The sequence below is a fragment of the Paraburkholderia kirstenboschensis genome (assembly GCF_904848585.1).
Lineage (GTDB): Bacteria > Pseudomonadota > Gammaproteobacteria > Burkholderiales > Burkholderiaceae > Paraburkholderia > Paraburkholderia kirstenboschensis.
In genome coordinates, this window is record NZ_CAJHCR010000004.1 from 521955 (window position 1) to 540332 (window position 18378).

General features: G+C 63.4%; 16 protein-coding genes and 1 tRNA gene. 5 read left to right on the forward strand and 12 right to left on the reverse strand.

Annotated features, from left to right (window positions below):
* Positions 1-5: 5 nt before the first annotated feature.
* Positions 6-1493, reverse strand: a complete 1488-nt coding sequence (gatA, locus tag JMY24_RS15065) for an Asp-tRNA(Asn)/Glu-tRNA(Gln) amidotransferase subunit GatA (protein ID WP_201702329.1) — start codon at positions 1491-1493, stop codon at positions 6-8.
* A 179-nt stretch (positions 1494-1672) separates the two neighbouring features.
* Positions 1673-1972 carry an Asp-tRNA(Asn)/Glu-tRNA(Gln) amidotransferase subunit GatC gene (gene gatC, locus JMY24_RS15070; RefSeq protein ID WP_128592152.1) on the reverse strand — a complete coding sequence of 100 codons (300 nt, stop codon included), beginning with the start codon at positions 1970-1972 and terminating at the stop codon, positions 1673-1675.
* A gap of 376 nt (positions 1973-2348) precedes the next feature.
* Here gatC and JMY24_RS15075 point away from each other — a divergent pair, with 376 nt between their 5' ends.
* The 5 genes from JMY24_RS15075 (at position 2349) to rodA (ending at position 8881) form a co-directional block, all read left to right on the forward strand.
* Positions 2349-3392: a rod shape-determining protein gene (locus JMY24_RS15075; RefSeq protein WP_004189550.1), complete on the forward strand. Its 1044-nt coding sequence runs from the start codon at positions 2349-2351 to the stop codon at positions 3390-3392.
* 152 nt (positions 3393-3544) lie between these two features.
* Entirely contained in the window at positions 3545-4663 is a 1119-nt protein-coding gene (gene mreC, locus JMY24_RS15080) for a rod shape-determining protein MreC (RefSeq protein ID WP_201702331.1), read from the forward strand.
* Entirely contained in the window at positions 4660-5172 is a 513-nt protein-coding gene (gene mreD, locus JMY24_RS15085) for a rod shape-determining protein MreD (RefSeq protein WP_020067261.1), read from the forward strand. The genes mreC and mreD overlap by 4 nt, the downstream gene beginning before the upstream one ends.
* 141 nt (positions 5173-5313) lie before the next feature.
* The gene (gene mrdA / locus JMY24_RS15090) at positions 5314-7722 is read left to right on the forward strand and encodes a penicillin-binding protein 2 (protein WP_201702333.1); all 2409 of its coding nucleotides are present in this window, start codon (positions 5314-5316) and stop codon (positions 7720-7722) included.
* A gap of 10 nt (positions 7723-7732) precedes the next feature.
* A complete protein-coding gene (gene rodA / locus JMY24_RS15095; protein ID WP_128584223.1) occupies positions 7733-8881 on the forward strand; it encodes a rod shape-determining protein RodA in 1149 nt (382 codons plus the stop codon).
* A 159-nt stretch (positions 8882-9040) separates the two neighbouring features.
* Here rodA and JMY24_RS15100 read toward each other — a convergent pair whose 3' ends face one another.
* The 10 genes from JMY24_RS15100 to rsmB all read right to left on the reverse strand — a co-directional run bounded on the left by JMY24_RS15100 (position 9041) and on the right by rsmB (position 18321).
* Positions 9041-9742: a tetratricopeptide repeat protein gene (locus JMY24_RS15100; protein WP_128594042.1), complete on the reverse strand. Its 702-nt coding sequence runs from the start codon at positions 9740-9742 to the stop codon at positions 9041-9043.
* Positions 9739-10521 (reverse strand): HpcH/HpaI aldolase family protein, encoded by a 783-nt coding sequence (locus tag JMY24_RS15105; RefSeq protein WP_128594041.1) that lies wholly within the window; start codon positions 10519-10521, stop codon positions 9739-9741. The genes JMY24_RS15100 and JMY24_RS15105 overlap by 4 nt, the downstream gene beginning before the upstream one ends.
* A gap of 227 nt (positions 10522-10748) precedes the next feature.
* A complete protein-coding gene (gene queD, locus JMY24_RS15110) occupies positions 10749-11192 on the reverse strand; it encodes a 6-carboxytetrahydropterin synthase QueD (protein WP_128584225.1) in 444 nt (147 codons plus the stop codon).
* A gap of 9 nt (positions 11193-11201) precedes the next feature.
* Positions 11202-11834, reverse strand: coding sequence for a 7-carboxy-7-deazaguanine synthase (gene queE / locus JMY24_RS15115; protein WP_128594040.1), 633 nt, complete (start codon positions 11832-11834; stop codon positions 11202-11204).
* Positions 11835-11906: 72 nt separating this feature from the next.
* Positions 11907-12638: a 7-cyano-7-deazaguanine synthase QueC gene (gene queC, locus JMY24_RS15120; protein ID WP_128594039.1), complete on the reverse strand. Its 732-nt coding sequence runs from the start codon at positions 12636-12638 to the stop codon at positions 11907-11909.
* Between the two features lie 379 nt (positions 12639-13017).
* A tRNA-Phe gene (locus tag JMY24_RS15125) sits at positions 13018-13093 on the reverse strand.
* 95 nt (positions 13094-13188) lie between these two features.
* Positions 13189-13881, reverse strand: a complete 693-nt coding sequence (gene esaR, locus JMY24_RS15130) for a response regulator transcription factor EsaR (protein WP_128584220.1) — start codon at positions 13879-13881, stop codon at positions 13189-13191.
* Positions 13882-16296: a sensor histidine kinase gene (locus JMY24_RS15135; protein WP_128584219.1), complete on the reverse strand. Its 2415-nt coding sequence runs from the start codon at positions 16294-16296 to the stop codon at positions 13882-13884.
* Positions 16286-16885: a DUF4390 domain-containing protein gene (locus JMY24_RS15140; RefSeq protein WP_020067272.1), complete on the reverse strand. Its 600-nt coding sequence runs from the start codon at positions 16883-16885 to the stop codon at positions 16286-16288. Before JMY24_RS15140 ends, JMY24_RS15135 begins: the two co-directional genes overlap by 11 nt.
* Complete coding sequence (gene rsmB / locus JMY24_RS15145; protein ID WP_128594032.1) at positions 16882-18321, reverse strand: 16S rRNA (cytosine(967)-C(5))-methyltransferase RsmB; 1440 nt, start codon at positions 18319-18321, stop codon at positions 16882-16884. Before rsmB ends, JMY24_RS15140 begins: the two co-directional genes overlap by 4 nt.
* Positions 18322-18378: the final 57 nt, after the last annotated feature.

Sequence of the window (18378 nt, forward strand, 5' to 3'; positions counted from 1 at the left end):
GGTGCTCACACTCCTGCCGGTGCTTTACGGTGCCAGTCGGTCGCGCGCTGGAACGCATCGGCCACCTGGAGCATCCGGGCTTCATTGAAATAGTTGCCGATGATCTGCAATCCCACAGGGCGCTGCGCGTTTGCGCCCGCGCCGAAGCCGCACGGCACGCTCATGCCGGGCAAACCGGCGAGGCTCACCGACAGCGTGTAGACGTCGGCGAGATACATCTGCACCGGGTCGTCGCCCTTCGCGCCCAAATCCCACGCCACCGACGGTGCGACCGGTCCCATGATCACGTCGCACTGCTTGAACGCTTCCTGGAAGTCCTGCGCGATGATGCGGCGGATCTTCTGCGCCTGCAGGTAGTACGCGTCGTAATACCCGTGCGACAGCACGTAAGCGCCGACCATGATGCGACGCTTCACTTCCGGACCGAAACCTTCGGCCCGCGACTTCTTGTACATGTCGAGCAGATCGCGATATTCCGCGGCGCGATGGCCAAAGCGCACGCCGTCGAAACGCGACAGGTTCGACGACGCCTCCGCTGGCGCGATCACGTAGTAGACCGGGATCGACAGCTCGGTTTTAGGCAGCGACACTTCGACGAGCGTTGCACCCAACGCTTCGTATTGCTTCAACGCGGCGTCGATGGACGCACGCACGTCGTCGGCGAGACCCGCGCCGAAATACTCTTTCGGCAAGCCGATGCGCAGGCCGGCGAGCGGCTTGCCCGCGCCGTCCTGTTTCCACGGCTGGCCGAGATAGCGCGTGTAGTCTTCGTCGTCGCGCACGAGGCTCGTCGAATCGCGCTCGTCGAAGCCGGCCATGGCGTTGAGCAGCGTGGCGCAATCGGCGGCGCTTTGCGCCATCGGGCCGCCCTGATCCAGCGACGACGCAAACGCGATCATGCCGTAGCGAGATACGCGGCCGTACGTAGGCTTGATGCCGGTGATGCCCGAGAACGACGCCGGCTGACGGATGGAGCCGCCGGTGTCGGTGCCGGTCGCGGCGGGCGCGAGGCGCGCAGCAACTGCAGCCGCGGAACCACCCGACGATCCGCCCGGCACGGCCTGACGATCCCACGGGTTCTGCACCGGACCAAAGTACGAATTTTCGTTGGACGAGCCCATGGCGAACTCGTCCATGTTGGTCTTGCCCAGGCAAACCATGCCAGCCTTCTGCAGACGCTCGACCACCGTGGCGTCGAATGGGCTTTCGTAATTCGACAACATTTTCGAGCCGGCAGTGGAACGCCAGCCCTTGGTAACGAACACGTCTTTGTGCGCGATCGGCAGGCCGGTCAGCGGACCGCCGTGGCCCGCGTGAAGCAGCGCGTCCGCGGCTTTCGCCTGCGCGAGCGTCAAGTCGGCGTCGACCTGGATGAAAGCGTTCAGGCTATTGGCCGCGTCGATGCGCTTGAGATAAAGCTGCGCCAGTTCGACGGCGGAGCATTCCTTGGCCGCCAGTGCGGCGCGCAGTTCGGTCAGACTTTTTTCATGCATTGCGTTTTGTCCTGGAAAGCGCGGCAGCGCGGATCACGCTGCCGTGGAGGCGTTCGATTGCGCGCTGACAAGCCCCGCCGGGGTATCGGCTACAGGCAACGGCACGAGCGCCGGTCGTGAAACGGCATGCCGTTTCACGACTCGCTGCTCGCGGGCCGCGCGGGGCTCGCCATGCGGCCTTACTCGATCACCTTCGGCACGAGATACAGACCGTCCTGCACGGCCGGCGCGGGACGCTGAAAAGCTTCGCGGTCGATCGTTTCGGTCACCGCGTCGTCGCGCAGGCGCAGCGCGACGTCTTCGATCTGTTCGATCGGATGGGCAAGCGGTGCGATGCCCGTGGTGTCGACCGCCTGCATCTGCTCGACGAGGCCGAAAAAGTCGTTGAGCTGGGCAAGCGTGTGCTCGGCGTCGGCGTCGGCCAGTTCGAGCCGCGCAAGATGCGCGATGCGCTTAACATCGGTCAGGGTCAAAGCCATGCAGTCACCGGAAAAAGTGGCAGACCGCCGCAGCAGGAAAAGAGCGCTGCGACAGCGAGTTACGACGCGGGAGGATGACCTCGAAAAAGGGGCCAGCGGCGGCAAAAAGTGCCGTCCGTTTCCTTCAAAACATCCAAAATTATAAGGTATCATTACGCGTTCGACCCAAACCCGGACCGACTTACCAAGGCCTTTCTGGACAATTCGTAAAGATAGTTCGGATATTTCTGACTTGGACTTGCATCGGCCTCCGGTAGACTCCCTCGCAGCTTCAAGTTCCGGTGGCGCCGCTTCGCCCGGTTGAAGCTGTTATTTTTTTCCGCTGCCGCCCTGCGCATCGTTGCGAGGGCCGGCCCCAAGCGAGACAGGATTTTGAATGTTCGGTTTTTTGCGCAGCTACTTCTCCAACGATCTGGCGATTGATCTAGGCACCGCCAACACGCTCATCTACATGCGTGGCAAGGGCATCGTTCTTGATGAACCGTCGGTGGTTTCGATCCGCCAGGAAGGCGGTCCCAACGGCAAGAAAACCATTCAGGCAGTCGGCAAGGAAGCCAAGCAGATGCTTGGCAAGGTGCCGGGCAATATCGAGGCGATCCGCCCCATGAAAGACGGCGTGATCGCCGACTTCACGGTGACCGAGCAGATGATCAAGCAGTTCATCAAAACTGCTCACGAGTCGCGCATGTTCTCGCCGTCGCCGCGCATCATCATTTGCGTGCCGTGCGGTTCGACCCAGGTCGAGCGCCGCGCCATCAAGGAAGCTGCTCACGGCGCGGGCGCCTCGCAGGTATATCTCATCGAAGAACCCATGGCCGCCGCAATCGGCGCCGGCCTGCCCGTGTCGGAAGCAACCGGCTCGATGGTTGTGGACATCGGCGGCGGCACGACGGAAGTCGGCGTGATCTCGCTCGGCGGCATCGTGTACAAGGGCTCCGTGCGCGTGGGCGGCGACAAGTTCGACGAAGCTATCGTCAACTACATCCGCCGCAACTACGGCATGCTGATCGGCGAGCAAACCGCCGAAGCCATCAAGAAGGAAATCGGCTCGGCCTTCCCGGGTTCCGAAGTGAAGGAAATGGAAGTGAAGGGCCGCAATCTGTCGGAAGGCATTCCGCGCAGCTTCACCATCTCCAGCAACGAAATTCTCGAAGCACTGACCGATCCGCTCAACCAGATCGTCTCGTCGGTGAAGATTGCGCTCGAACAAACGCCGCCGGAACTGGGCGCTGACATCGCCGAGCGCGGCATGATGCTGACGGGCGGTGGTGCGCTGTTGCGCGATCTGGACCGCCTGCTCGCCGAAGAAACCGGTCTGCCGGTGCTCGTCGCTGAAGACCCGCTGACGTGCGTCGTGCGCGGTTCGGGCATGGCGCTCGAACGCATGGACAAGCTCGGCAGCATCTTCTCGTACGAGTAAGCGAGCGAGATCGATGTCAGTAGCGCGGATCTGGCAAACGGCCCCCTGCGGGCCGGTTTGCCGTTGGCTGGGCCAACCAGCCTCCGTACGCTGAACCCGCGTTTCCAGCGCGCCGCCGCCTCACCCAACCGCTTACGCCCCCGGCGCCGACCATGGAATACAGTCCGCCGCCCCTGTTCAAGCAAGGCCCATCCGCTCTCGCCCGACTGCTGTTTTTCGTCGTGCTCGCGCTGGCCCTGCTGATCTCCGACGCACGCTTCAAAACGCTCGAAATCGTTCGCGGCGTGCTCGGCGCGGGTCTTTATCCGTTACAACGCGCGGCGCTCGTGCCGCGCGACGTCTTCATGGGCGCCGCCGATCTGGCCGTGACCAGCGCCACGCTGCGCAGCGACAACGAAAAGTTGCACACCAGGAACCTCCAGCTCGCACAGCAGGCGAATACGGCCGCTGAGCTATCTGCGGAAAACGCCCATTTGCGCGCGTTGCTGCAACTGTCGCAGCGTGCGACCACGCAATCGCTGCCTGCTGAAATCCAGTACGACACTCGCGATCCGTTCACGCAGAAGGTCGTCATCAACCGTGGCGCGCAGCAAGGCATCCAGAACGGTTCGCCGGTTGTCAACGAAGACGGCGTGATCGGCCAGGTTACCCGCGTGTTCCCGCTACAAGCCGAAGTAACGCTGCTCACCGACAAGGACCAGGCTGTGCCCGTGCAGATCGTTCGCACTGGCTTGCGCAGCGTGATCTACGGCACGCCGAAGGGCGACACGCTCGATCTGCGCTTCGTGCCGATCAGCGGCGACGTCCAGACGGGCGACGAACTCGTTACGAGCGGGCTCGACGGCGTCTATCCGCCGGGACTGCCGGTCGCCAAAGTGGTCCGCGTGGATAGACAGGCGGACACGGCATTTGCGCGTGTGATCTGCCTGCCGATCGCGCCGGTGCGCGGTGCACGTCAGTTGCTGGTGCTGCACTACGTGGCCGACGTGCCGCCGCGACCGGCAGAAGAGCCGGAACCGTCCGCCAAAGACGCGAAGGGCAAGAAGGGCGCGAAAGCCGCCGACAGCAAGGCCGCCGCCGAGAAATCCGCCAAACCAGCGGAAAAGCCGACCGCTGACAAGAACGCCGCGCCCAAGCCCGCGGCAAGCGCGCCTGGCCAAGCCGGCGCGGCCGGTAAAGCGGCCGCCGCCGACCAGAAGCCCGCTGCGCCGAAGAAACCCGCCGCCGTCGAAAAAGCCAAGCCACAAGCCGCGCCGGGGGCAAAGCCATGAACCGTCCGCAATACATCCTGCAGCCGGTCAATCCGTACTTCATCGCGTTCAGCCTCGCTGCAGCGTTTCTGCTGAACCTGATGCCGTGGGGGCGCCTGATCGGCGTGCCTGACTTCGTCGCGCTCGTGCTGCTGTTCTGGAACGTGCATCAGCCGCGCAAGGTCGGCATGGGCATCGCGTTTTTCCTCGGTCTGCTAATGGACGTGCACAACGCCAGCCTGCTCGGCGAGCACGCGCTCGCGTACACGCTGCTGTCGTATGGCGCGATCACGATTCATCGCCGCGTCCTGTGGATGTCGCTTGGCGTGCAGACTTTCGCCGTCATGCCGCTGCTGGTGATCGCCCAACTGGTGCCGTTCGTCATCCGTCTGCTGACGGGCGCGGCCTTTCCCGGATGGGGTTATCTGATCGACGGATTCGTCGAAGCTGCGCTGTGGCCCGTCGCCAGCCTGCTGCTGTTGATGCCGCAACGCCGGCCGGCCGACCCCGACGACACGCGGCCGATTTAACGAGGCGTCGAGCGCGCAGGCGGTCCTCATGGAACTCACCTTTTCTGCCCGCTCGACGCCCATCGCTGTTCATGCCTTCCGGTTCAGGCCGGATCAGGCGCACACTCATGATGGCCGTCGCCCGGCCTTTTGCAGAATCGCATGACCGAATTCAAGGACACTCAGCAACAGCTCTCGAAGTTCCGCCTGCGGGTCGCGGCGGCGGGCCTGTTCGTGTTCGTCTGCTTCGGGCTGATCGGCTTTCGTTTCCTGTTCCTGCAGGTGTGGCACTACAGCAAATACTCGCTGCAGGCCGACGAAAACCGCATTTCCGTCGCGCCGATCGTGCCGAACCGCGGCATCATCACTGACCGTAACGGCGTGGTGCTGGCCAAGAACTACTCGGCCTACACACTCGAAATCACGCCGTCAAAGCTAGGCGCGCCGCTCGAAACAGTGATCGACGATCTGGCCTCGGTCGTGTCAATCGACGCACGTGACCGACGCCGCTTCAAGAAGCTGCAGGAAGACTCGAAAAACTTCGAGAGCCTGCCCATCCGCACCCGTCTGACCGACGACGAAGTCGCGCGCTTCACCGCGCAGCGCTTCCGTTTTCCGGGCGTGGAAGTGCGCGCCCGCCTGTTCCGCCAATATCCGCTCGGGCCGACGGCGGCGCACGTGATCGGCTACATTGGCCGCATTTCGCAGCGCGACCAAGATCGTATCGACGACGCCAGCGATCAGAACGACAGCGATCCGGAACACTACGATCCGCGTCTGGACGCAAATAACTACAAGGGCACCGACTACATCGGCAAGATCGGTGTCGAGCAAAGCTACGAGACCGAGTTGCACGGCCAGACCGGTTTCGAGGAAGTCGAAGTCACCGCCGGCGGCCGGCCCGTGCGGACGATGTCGCGCACGCAGGCAACGCCGGGCAACAACCTCGTGTTGTCGCTCGACATCGGCTTGCAGCAGGTTGCCGAGCAGGCGTTCGCGGGCCGCCGCGGCGCGCTCGTCGCTATCGAGCCGGCCACCGGCGACGTGCTGGCATTCGTCTCCGCGCCGAGCTTCGATCCGAATTCGTTCGTCGACGGCATCGACCAGCAGACCTGGGACGAACTCAACAACTCGCCCGACCATCCGCTTCTGAACCGGCCGCTGCACGGCACTTATCCGCCAGGTTCGACGTATAAGCCGTTCATGGCGCTCGCCGCGCTATCGCTGCACAAGCGCACTCCGGGTTGGGGCTTTCAGGACCCCGGCTCCTACACTTTCGGCGGTCACACGTTCCGCAACGACGTGCGCTCGGGTCAGGGTTGGGTCGACATGAACCGCGCCATCGTCGTGTCGAACGACACGTACTTCTACATGCTCGCGCACGATCTGGGCGTGAACGCCATTGCCGGTTTCATGAAACCGTGGGGTTTCGGCCAGATCACGGGTATTGATATTTCCGGCGAAGCGCGCGGCATCCTGCCTTCCACGGAATGGAAGCGCAAGGCCTACCGCAAGCCCGAGCAGCAGCGCTGGTACGAAGGCGAAACAATCAGTCTCGGCATCGGCCAGGGCTACAACTCGTTCACGATCCTGCAACTCGCGCACGCCACGGCCACGCTCGCCAACAACGGCGTGGTGATGAAGCCGCACCTCGTGCGCGACATTGAAAATCCGATCACCAAAGACACGCGCCCGGTCGTGCGCGATCCGAGCGACAAGATCGCGGTGAAGCAGTCCGACATCGACATCATCAAGCGTGCGATGGAAGGCGTCGTAACGAACGGCACGGCGTCGAAGCTGTTCATTGGCGCGCCGTATGTGGCCGCGGGCAAGACGGGCACGGCGCAGGTGTACTCGCTGCAAGGCGCGAACTACAAGGGCCATGCGATCGCGGAGCACTTGCGCGATCACGCGCTTTTCATCGCTTTCGCACCGGCGGAGCAACCCAAGATCGCGCTCGCGCTGATCGTGGAGAACGGCGGCTGGGGCGCCGAATCGGCCGGCCCGATCGCGCGCAAGGTGCTCGACTACTACCTCGTCGGCAAGAACAAACCGGGCGCGGAAGCGGCGGCAGTTGCGGCAGCGGCGTCGGCGACCGAGGACGCATCCGCGCCGGAAGTCGGCGGTGCGCCGGCGCCGCAGGAAACCGGGCAGCCGGTCAAGATCGCTGCGGGCTTCACCGCGCTGCCGATGCCGGGAGCGGCGTCCGCTGCGGCTGCGGCGTCGGCTGCCGCCGCGGCGGCTGCGGCGAACGGGGCTTCGGGCGCAGGTGCCGCGTCTGGAGCGGCTGCGGCGTCTGCCCCTGCGGCGAGTTCGAAGTCGTCCGCATCAGCGGGGGGCGCAGGGACGACGTCAAAACTGCCGGCCTCGGCCACACCGGCCACACCCGCGTCAGCAGCAAAGAACCCGGCGCCGCGCAAATCAGGCACCCCGCGCCAACCGCGACCGGCGAGCGAGCCGGCACCAGCCGCCGCGCGCTCCGGAACCACTGCGCTGCGCGATCCATCGCGCGATAACGGCACTCAAGCCACCTCGCCACGCCAGCCGGTTACCGGCGGCATCGACGAGTAAGGAGAAAGGCATGCAATTCGACAAGCGCGCCTGGATCGACCGCATCAAGCGGATGTTCGCAGGCTTCGACCGCCCGCTCGCACTGGTGGTGTTTCTGCTGCTGTGCGTGGGCATCGTCACCTTGTACAGCGCGAGTCTCGATGTACCCGGCCGCGTGGAAGACCAGTTGCGCAACATCATGCTGACGTTCGTGCTGATGTGGGCGCTCGCGAATGTTCCACCCACCACGCTGATGCGCTTCGCGGTCCCGCTTTATACATTCGGGATCGCGCTACTCGTTGCGGTGGCGATGTTCGGCCTCACGCGCAAGGGCGCGAAGCGCTGGATCAACGTGGGCGTGGTGATTCAGCCGTCGGAGATCATGAAGATCGCGACGCCGTTGATGCTCGCCTGGTACTATCAGCGGCGCGAAGGCGTGATGCGCTGGTACGACTTTCTGGTCGGGCTGGTGATTCTTGCCCTGCCGGTGGGACTGATCGCCAAACAGCCCGACCTGGGCACCGCCGTGCTGGTTTTCGCAGCTGGCTTCTTCGTCATTTACTTTGCGGGTTTGAGCTTCAAACTGATCGTGCCGGTGCTGATTGCCGGAGTGATCGCGGTCGGCTCGATTGCGGCGTTTCAGGACAAGATCTGCCAGCCGGAAGTGCAGTGGCCGCTCATGCACGACTATCAGAAGCATCGCATCTGCACGCTGCTCGACCCGACTTCCGATCCGCTCGGCAAGGGCTTCCACACCATTCAGGCGGTGATCGCGATCGGCTCCGGCGGCCCGCTCGGCAAGGGCTGGCTGAAGGGCACACAGGCGCACCTGGAGTTCATCCCCGAGAAACACACTGACTTCATCTTCGCAGTGTTCTCAGAGGAATTCGGGCTCGCGGGCGGCGTCGTACTGCTCACGCTTTACATGTTGCTGATCGCGCGCGGGCTGTATATCGCCGCCAACGGCGCGACGCTATTCGGACGCCTGCTGGCCGGATCTCTGACGATGGCATTCTTCACCTACGCGTTCGTCAATATCGGTATGGTGAGCGGCATCTTGCCGGTGGTCGGCGTGCCGCTGCCATTCATGAGTTATGGCGGCACCGCGCTGACCACGCTTGGCGTGGCAATCGGGCTGATCATGAGCGTCGCACGACAGAAGCGGTTGATGCAGAGCTAGCAGGTGGGCTGATGAAGAATGCTGCTTTGTTGGCAGCGAGACACGCTGCGAATCGGACTGTGAAGCGGGCAGTGAAGCGGGCTGCAAAGCGGACCGCAAGCACGCCGCACCGCAAGCTGTAAAACAGAAGGGGCGTATCGCCAGATGCGCCCCTTCTGCTTATTGCGGTTTCACCTCTTTGTGATCCCGCAGCTGCGCGCTCAGTTGCTGATACTTCAAGCGCGCCGCCGGATCGCCCTGCGCGGCCGCAGCCGCGTAATAAGCCCGCGCCACGTTCAGGTTCTTGTCGACGCCATCGCCGCCGCGTTCATAGAAGGAGCCTGTCACGTACTGTGCGGTCATATCGCCGCCCTCCGCAGCCTTCTTGTACCAGACGAACGCCTGCTTGTTGTCCCGATCGGTGCCTCGGCCATCGAGGAACTGATTAGCGAGCGCAAGCTCGGCCTGCACGTGCCCTTGCTGCGCGGCTTTCAGAAACCAGCGGTGCGCTTCGGCCGGATCGCGGCCGACGAACTCGCCATCGTCATACATCTTGCCGTACACATATTGCGCGTGCGACATGTTCGCGTCGGCGGCCTTGCGCAGCCACTTCTTGCCTTCGTCGACGTTCACCGCGGTGCCTTCACCGTTGAGCAGCATCATCGCGTAATTGAACTGCGCAAGCCGGCTGCCGCGCTCGGCGGCCTTGCGGAATTCTGCAAGCGCCGCACCGAAATTGCCGGCGTTGTAGTCGGCGACCGCGGTTTGCGTCTCCGGATCGTTCGGCTTCGCGAGACGATCCTGCGCATGCGCTGCGACGCCCGTGGTCAATGCCGCCGTAACCACCATGCGCGCGACAACGCGTTGCACCATCCACTTCATGACCTCACCTCCTGCAGCGCCTGGCGGGTTGCGCGCAACATCCACATGACGTCGGCGGCCAGAGCGATAAAACGAAAACCGGCATCGCGATGCTGCCTTGCGCTCGCGACGTCCATCGAAAAAATGCCGGCGGCAATGCCCGCTTTGTCCGCGGCGCTGACGATGCGCGCCATGGCCGCTTGCACGTCGGCGTGCTTCGAATCGCCGAGATGACCAAGGCTCGCGGCGAGATCCGCGGGTCCGACGAACAGGCAATCGACGCCCGGCGTCGCTGCGATCTTGTCGACTTCGTCGAGGGCGCGCGCCGACTCGATCTGCACGATGGTCGCGATTTGCGCGTTGGCCGTTTGCACGTAGTCGCGTCGCATGCCGTAGGCCGCGGCCCGCACGACGCCAGCGACGCCGCGCAGACCATCGAGCGCCTCGGCGCTCGGATATTGCGTGAGGCGCACCGCGTGGGCAGCTTCTTCGGCGGACTCGATATTGGGGAACATCAGCGTGCGTGCGCCAGCGTCCATCACGCGCTTGACGAGCCAGCCCTCGCTCGCCGGTACGCGCACCACCGGTTCGCTCGGCAGATGCGCGGCGGCAATCGCACGCAATTGCGAGGTCACGTCGCCACTGTCGTTGGGCGCGTGCTCCATGTCGATCAGCAGCCAGTCGAAGCCGGCGTGAGCGAGCGCCTCGGCGGCGGTATCGCTGCCGAGCGACAGCCATAGACCGAACAGCGGATCGGCTTCTTTAAGACGTTGCTTGAGGGGATTGGTGAAGGTGCTCATCGCCACACTCCCTGGCGATGACCGGCTTCATTGCAAGACACGAGGGGAAGCGTGGTTGGACGCGTGCTCGTGAGGCGAGCCCGGCAACGAGCCAGGCTCGAACGCTGATGGCCCGTTTGGCTGCTGCGACGCATTGCGGTGACCGGCATGTCTCGCTCCGTGTGGTTATCGGAGCGATCATACCGTGACAATAACGCGGCGGTTGGCCCGCGTAACGTGTGTGGTGGTTAGTCGCGAACCACGTCGGCCCAACAATTCGGCGTCTCGTACAGACGCAGCTTGTAGAGGCGCAGGTTCACGCCATAGTGCGCGTCATACACGTTCGCGAGAATGTCGAACGCGACAGCCGCCAGGTTCTCCACGGTCGGAATGCGGTCGAGCACCACGGTCTTGTGGCCCGCCATCGTTTCGAGGAAGCCACGCACTTGCGTGTCGCCTTCGTAGACGAGGAACGCGTGATCCCATTTGTCGACGAGATGTTCGACGGCGAGCGACTTCACGTCGGCGAAGTCCATCACCATGCCGCGGTCGGGCGCGCCTTCCGTGTCGACGAGATCGCCTTGCAGCGTGATTTCGATCACATAGCGATGGCCGTGCAGATTACGGCACTGGCTGCGGTGATCGGGAATGCGGTGACCCGCGTCGAATTCGAGTTTTCGTGTAATCGTCAGCACGGCAAATCAGGGAATATTCAGATACTTGTGGGTCTGCATCGACAGGCGCCATTGCGGATGGCGTTTGCACCAGTCGATCGCGAGCTTGGTGTTGAGGTCGCGCGACGGGCCGTCCATTGGCTGGACGAGGAAATACTCGAAGTCGAGCTTCGCATAGTCGGACAGGCGCTGGTTGTCCTGCGGGATCACGACCTTCAGTTCGTTGCCCTTCGTGACGACGAGAGGCGCGTCGGCCTTCGGGCTCACACAAATCCAGTCGATGGTCTCGAGCACCGGCAACGAGCCATTCGTTTCAATTGCAATTTCAAAGCCGGCCGCATGCAGCGCGTCGACCAGTGGCTGGTCGATTTGCAACATCGGCTCGCCGCCCGTGCACACGACAAAGCGTTGGCCCTCGCCTTCGGGCCATTGCGACGCGATCATTTGCACGAGGTCTGCGGCTGTGCGGTACTTGCCGCCGTTCTCGCCGTCCGTGCCTACAAAGTCCGTGTCGCAGAACCGGCATACGGCTTCGGCGCGGTCTTCCTCGCGGCCCGACCACAGATTGCAGCCGGCGAAGCGGCAAAACACAGCCGGGCGTCCGGCATTCGCGCCCTCGCCTTGCAACGTGTAGAAGATTTCCTTGACCGCGTACGTCATGCTGCTCTCTGCCTGGATTTGTACTTGTGTACCTACAAACAACTGCCCGAGCCCCGCTGCTGCAGGGCCGTCTCAAACCGGCTCGGTTACCTTTTCACCGGCGAGATAGGCTTCGTAACCTCGCTTGCGCAAGCGGCAGGCCGGGCATTCGCCACAGCCGAAGCCCCATGCGTGCAATTCCGCGCGTTCACCGACATAGCAGGTATGCGTCTCTATGCGCACCAGTTCCACCAGCGCGTCGCCGCCTAGCTCATGCGCGAGGCGCCACGTGTCCGCCTTGTCGAGCCACATCAGCGGAGTTTCGAGCAGGAAGCGCGAGTCCATGCCGAGATTCAGCGCGACCTGCAAAGCCTTCATGGTGTCGTCGCGACAATCGGGATAGCCCGAAAAATCCGTCTCGCACATTCCGCCGACCAACACCTGCAAACCACGCCGATAAGCGATGGCCGCCGCGATCGTCATGAACATCAGATTGCGGCCCGGCACGAACGTATTCGGCAAACCGTTGGCCGTGGCCTCGATTTCGATCTCGCGTGTCATGGCCGTTTCGCTGATCGCGCCGAGCACGGACAGATCGATCATGTGATCGTCGCCGAGGCGCTCGCCCCACGCCGGGAACGTACGCACTACTGCATTGCGAAAGCCTTCGCGGCATTCGAGTTCGACGCGGTGCCGCTGACCATAATCGAAGCCGAGCGTCTCAACCGTTTCATAACGTTCAAGTGCCCATGCGAGGCACGTGGCGGAATCCTGGCCGCCGGAAAACAGCACCAGAGCGCTACGTTTAGCGTCTTTGCGGATCACCGTGAAACTCCGTGAATGATGAGTGCCGCGTCGCGCTGCGCGAGGTGCGCCATGCAAGCAACGCGGCGCGACGCGAGCCGGCACTGCTGCCGGCCCAAAGCAGTATAGGCCGCGCCTTCGGCCTGCAAAGTCGCTGGGCGCTCATACCGTTAATCGTCGGGCGAGGGGTTCGGTGCGGATCGCGGCTCGACCGCGGGCCCTTGAACGAATTCGACGGGCGACGCACTCGCATGCAAGTGCTTGAACTGGCGCGATTTTATCACGCGATGCCGAAACTCGCCCGGCGCGCCCCGACGTACTACCGGCGAGCACCAAACAGCGAAAGCCCACCGCAAAAGGAAAAGCCCCAGGAATCTTGCGATTTCCTGGGGCTGAATCCTGGTGGCCTGGGACGGAATCGAACCATCGACACGCGGATTTTCAATCCGCTGCTCTACCAACTGAGCTACCGGGCCAACGAAGAACGAAATGATATCAAAGGGTCATTCGCTGGGCAAGCCCCTTCCCGAAAAAATCTGTGGCGGTGAAATCCGCCCGCGTAACGCGGTGCTCACTCGCCTTTGTTCTTCCCGAGATCGACGCCGAGCTGTTTGAGCTTGCGATACAAGTGCGTGCGCTCCAAGCCGGTCTTTTCCGCGACGCGCGTCATGCTGCCGTTCTCGCGCGCGAGGTGATACTCGAAGTACGCGCGCTCGAATGCATCGCGCGCATCGCGCAGCGGAATGTCGAACGAAATGGATGCCGTTTGCGCAGCGAGCACGCCGCTGCCCAAGCCGTCGGCTGAGGACAGCATCGGCAATGCAGCCGCCGAAGCCACAGCTGAAGAATTCATTGGCGACGCCGATTTCACCGCCGCGCCGCCCGGCGCAACTGCCGCAGTGCCGCGCGCGAGGCCTTGCTCCACGGCCTTTAGCAGCTTCTGTAGCGCGATCGGCTTCTCAAGAAAATTCAGCGCGCCGATCTTCGTCGCTTCAACTGCGGTGTCGATCGTCGCGTGACCTGACATCATGATCACCGGCATCGTGAGCTGCCCTTGCGCAGCCCATTCCTTGAGCAGCGTCACGCCGTCGGTATCGGGCATCCAGATGTCGAGCAGCACCAGGTCCGGCGCCTGACGCAAACGGAATTCGCGCGCCTGTTGCGCGTTTTCCGCCGCCTCCACGACATGCCCCTCGTCGCTCAGGATCTCCGAGAGCAATTCCCGGATGCCCATTTCATCATCTACCACCAGGATGGTTGCCATTTACGCTGCCTTTGTCTGCACTGTTGCTTTTGTCTTTCCCTGCGACGTACCGCCGTGCGCAGGACGCGGTCCCGCTTCGGGAGCCGCGGCGTCGTCTGCCAGTTGAAGGAAGAGAATCGAAATTTGCGCGCCCTCGACGACATCGCCCGCTTTCATGCGGTTTCGAATGTCGATGCGCGCGCCATGTTCGTCGACGATCTTCTTGACCATCGCAAGACCCAGGCCCGTGCCTTTCGCCTTGGTCGTAACGTAAGGCTCGAATGCACGGGTGAGGATACGCGTTGGGAAACCCGGTCCGTTATCCGACACTGTCAGACGTACCGCGACGCGTGCCTTGCCTTCCGCGTCGGGGTCTCCGTATTCTACTGTCCTCGTCTCGAGCACCACACGCGGGTGCTCGACTTCGGCCACCGCGTCCTGCGCATTCTGCAGCAGGTTGTGAATCACCTGGCGCAATTGCGTTGCGTCGCCACGAATCGCGGGCAGCTCGGAGAGTTCGACATGAATCGCACCCTTGCCTTCCTCGATGCCATACAGCGTCAGCACTTCGCTCACGAGATCGTTCAACTGCAAGTGCGCGAGCACGGCGGGAGGCGTGCGCGCGTAGTCGCGGAAATTGTCGACCATCTGCTTCATCGCGGCGACCTGGTTCACGATTGTGGTCGCGCCGCGCTTGAGCACATCGGCGTCCGACGGCGACAGCTTGTCGGAGAGCTTCATCTGCAGACGTTCGGCCGAGAGCTGGATCGGCGTGAGCGGATTCTTGATCTCATGCGCGAGCCGCCGCGCGACCTCGCCCCATGCGATCGAACGCTGCGCGGAAATGACGTCCGAGATGTCGTCGAACACCACGACATAGCCCGACGTCTGCATGTCCTGAGCGTCGCGATCGGTCGCCGACACAAGGCGCGCACCGCGCACGAGTAAAGTGAGCGGCTCGCTTTCGCCCGCCACCTGAACCGAGAACTGCTGCTGCCAGTGGCCGCCGTCGTCGTGACCGTCGCCGCTTGCCGCTTCGCGATCGGCAAACGCCTTGCGCACCATGCCGCCGAATTCGCTCAGCACGCCGATCTGTTCGAGCGCCGAGCCCAGCACCTCCTGGAACTGCTGACGGAAGATGCGCTCGGCGCCGCGATTCGCGGTAGTGAGCCGGAACTGGCGGTCGAACACGAACACGCCGGCCGTGAGGTTAGCGAGAATACTTTCCAGATACGCCTTCGAATGCTCCAGTGCGATGCGATTGTTCTCGACGGCCGCGCGTGCCTCGGATAACTGCCGCGTCATTGCATTGAACGACTGCGTGAGAAAGCCGAGTTCGTCGCGAGATTTGATCTCACGCTTCGGCGTGTAGTCACCCTCGGTGATTTCCTTCGTGCCCTGCGCGAGCAGAAACAGCGGCCGCGCGAGCTGGTTGCCAAGCGCGAGCGCGAGCATCATCGCGATGAACGTGGCGAGAAAGAGCGCGAGCGTCAGCGTGCCGATATACATCTTGCGCAAGCCGGTACGTCCGAGCGCTTTCTCCTGATACTCACGATACGCGCGCTGCACAGCGTCGGCATTGCGGGCGAGCGATTGCGACACTGGCTGCGTGAGTTGCAGGAAGCGCTCAGTGGGCTGCAACAGCGCCGCGTTCGTGTCGGGAATGCGCTGCACGACACGCAGCCGCAGCGCGCCCTTGCTGCCGTGCGCGCGGGGATCGCCGTCGACTTCGCCCTCTATTGCCGCGTAGCCGCGCCCGCGCGCCTGGTCGAGCATCAGCGGCGTAGGCAGGTCGTTCGGCACGAGCGACGCGTAATTGCTCGATGCCTGCGCGACCACGTGCATGTCGGGTGTTGCGCCGGACATGCTGCGCGTGGGCTCGAGGATCGTCGCGTCCTGCACGCCGAACTGGTCACGCAGACGCAGCAGCGTGAGCGTCGTGCCGGCGGCGTCCGCGCTCGCGAGCTGCTCGGACATCAGGCGGCCCTTGGTTTGCAGATCGGACAGCGACGCGTCGAGCATGCCGCGCCCGAGGTTCAGACCCGACGTGAGCGCGGTTTCGACATTCACGTCGAACCACGACTCGATACTGCGCGACACGAACTGATACGAGACCACATAAATGATGCCGCCCGGCACCACGCCGACCAGCGCCATGAAGAACGCGAGCTTCGCGAGAAGCCGCGTGCCGAACTTACCCTTTCGCAAGCGCGCAATGATGATGATGACGAGCGTCGCCACCACCAGCAGAAAGATCATCGCGACCACGAGATTCGCGGCGTAGAGCCACTGGTAATAGCGGTCGAAGAATTCAGTGTTCGCGCTTGCCGCGGCGAGCAGCACGAGCAGCAACACGGCGGTCACTGCGACCGTGGAAACCAGCACGCGCACGACGATGCTGCTGACACTGGTGGCGGAGCGCACTTTATTTAGCACGTTCGGTCACCGTAAAAGTAAAGCGCTTCCATTCGGAAGCGAGGTTCCAGTCGCGGTTGTTGACCGCGTCGATCTGGAACGGCTTGGGCATCAACGCGATGTCGAGTTGCATGCGCACGGACGCGTTGTACGTCTCGCCGGCATGCACTTCGTTGCGGTCGATCACATGCCACGACGTCACGTGCTTGATGACCGCGAGCGCATCTTTAAGCGTTGTAAAGCCGAGTTGCAAACCGCCGGACGACACACTGGACACGCGATATTCGCGCGTGAGCGGCTGAAACGACAGGCGAAGGCTTTGCGACACGTTCACCGGCTGCTCGTCGAACCAGTACCAGCGCGGTCGGCTCAACTCGAAGTCGGTTGTGAAGTACAGCGGAATGCCTTTATTCACGGCGTCTTCGAGATTGCTGTTCAACTCGAAGTCGAAACGCGCGTCGAGGCTCCAACCGGTATTGTCGGCTTGCAGCGAAGCGCGCTGCACGGCGATCGAGTCGGCGTACGCCGCGCCGGGCGCGACGAGCCAGACGGCCAGCGCGACCCAAAGCACGGCAGCGAGCCGAAGCGGGAAGAAGCGTTTGATGGTCACCGTTTCTGAAAGCGCGCGTAGAAAAATCCGTCGTGGTCTGAGTTCGCGCCGGCGCTGAGGTCAGCGAATTCTCCGGCATGGGAACCGGCCGATGTGTCGGCGGGCGCGCGGGCGACCGAAGGTAAAAGTTGCCCCGGCGCGTCCAATCGTACCGCATCCTGGTGCTTGTCTCCAAACCACTGCGCCTGCAACTCGCCTTCTTCGGGAAAGATCGAGCACGTAACGTAGAGCAATTCGCCGCCTGGCTTCACGAGCGGCCAGAGCGCGCCGAGAATGCGCCGCTGTTCGTCGACGAGCGCGGGAATATCGGACGCGCGGCGCAACCAGCGAATATCCGGATGACGCCGCACGATGCCCGACGCCGAGCACGGCACATCGGCGAGAATGCGGTCGAACGGTTGATCGATGTCGTCGTGCCATTGGGACGGCGTGCCCGCGTCACCGATACGCACTTCCGCCTGGAGCTTCAGGCGCTGCAAGTTTTCGCCGATGCGCCGCGCGCGCGTCGCATCGCTTTCGAGCGCAACCAGTTGCAGGTTCGCCAGTTCCAGTAGATGCCCAGTCTTGCCGCCGGGCGCCGCGCACGCGTCGAGCACGCGCATGCCGTCACGCACGCCGAGCAGTTGCGCGGCGAGCTGAGCGCCTGCGTCCTGCACCGAGACCACGCCTTCGCTAAAGCCGGGAATGCGATCGACAGGCATGGGCGTAGCGAGCTTCACCGCGAACTCGCCAGCTTTGCTCGCGGCGATGTGATGCTGCTCGAGAACCTGTAGATACGCATCGACCGTCGAATGTCGGACGTTCACACGCAGCGTCAACGGACCTTGCGTGTTGCCGGCCGCGAGCACGTCTTGCCATGCGTCGGGCCATGCGCGCCTTACCGCGTCGATCCACCATGCCGGGTAGTTCCAGCGCGCGACTTCATCGGTCTGCGCCGCTTCGAGCAGCGCCTCGCGTTCGCGCAGAAAGCTGCGCAGCACGGCGTTGACGAGCCCCTTAGCGAATGAGAATTCGCGACGCGCCGAGATCGCGCTGACTGCCTGGTCGACTACCGTGAACGGCGTGTAGGCTGCGCTGGCTTCGTCGTCGATCAGGAGCGCGAGCGAGCAGGCAAGCACATGACCGACGTGCGGCGGCGGCGCCTTCTTGACGAGCCTCGCGATCAACCATTCGGCAGTCGCGAGACGCCGCATCGTGCGATAGGCGATGTCCTGTACTGCGCCGCGCGCAGCAGCGGCACTGCCCTCTGGCGCAGACACGAAAACGGACTGCAGCGCGGCCGGCAAAGCCGCCCCAAGGCGGACGGCGCCTACCGCTTGCGCTGCACAGTCGAGCGCAAAGCCGAGCGATTCCGGCGCGAGATGCAACACGGACAAGCGGGATTCGCGCGGACGCGCCGACGAAGAAGCAGAACGCGAAGAAGGCTTTGGGATCATGGGAAGGCAAAGGCAGGCCGCGCGGTACGCGCGACACAATGAACACACATTGTAGCG

Coding starts and splice junctions, on each gene's coding strand:
- gatA (WP_201702329.1), bottom strand. CDS start 1,493: ATGCATGAAAAAAGTCTGACCGAACTGCGCGCCGCACTGGCGGCCAAG.
- gatC (WP_128592152.1), bottom strand. CDS start 1,972: ATGGCTTTGACCCTGACCGATGTTAAGCGCATCGCGCATCTTGCGCGG.
- JMY24_RS15075 (WP_004189550.1), top strand. CDS start 2,349: ATGTTCGGTTTTTTGCGCAGCTACTTCTCCAACGATCTGGCGATTGAT.
- mreC (WP_201702331.1), top strand. CDS start 3,545: ATGGAATACAGTCCGCCGCCCCTGTTCAAGCAAGGCCCATCCGCTCTC.
- mreD (WP_020067261.1), top strand. CDS start 4,660: ATGAACCGTCCGCAATACATCCTGCAGCCGGTCAATCCGTACTTCATC.
- mrdA (WP_201702333.1), top strand. CDS start 5,314: ATGACCGAATTCAAGGACACTCAGCAACAGCTCTCGAAGTTCCGCCTG.
- rodA (WP_128584223.1), top strand. CDS start 7,733: ATGCAATTCGACAAGCGCGCCTGGATCGACCGCATCAAGCGGATGTTC.
- JMY24_RS15100 (WP_128594042.1), bottom strand. CDS start 9,742: ATGAAGTGGATGGTGCAACGCGTTGTCGCGCGCATGGTGGTTACGGCG.
- JMY24_RS15105 (WP_128594041.1), bottom strand. CDS start 10,521: ATGAGCACCTTCACCAATCCCCTCAAGCAACGTCTTAAAGAAGCCGAT.
- queE (WP_128594040.1), bottom strand. CDS start 11,834: ATGACGTACGCGGTCAAGGAAATCTTCTACACGTTGCAAGGCGAGGGC.
- esaR (WP_128584220.1), bottom strand. CDS start 13,881: ATGGCAACCATCCTGGTGGTAGATGATGAAATGGGCATCCGGGAATTG.
- rsmB (WP_128594032.1), bottom strand. CDS start 18,321: ATGATCCCAAAGCCTTCTTCGCGTTCTGCTTCTTCGTCGGCGCGTCCG.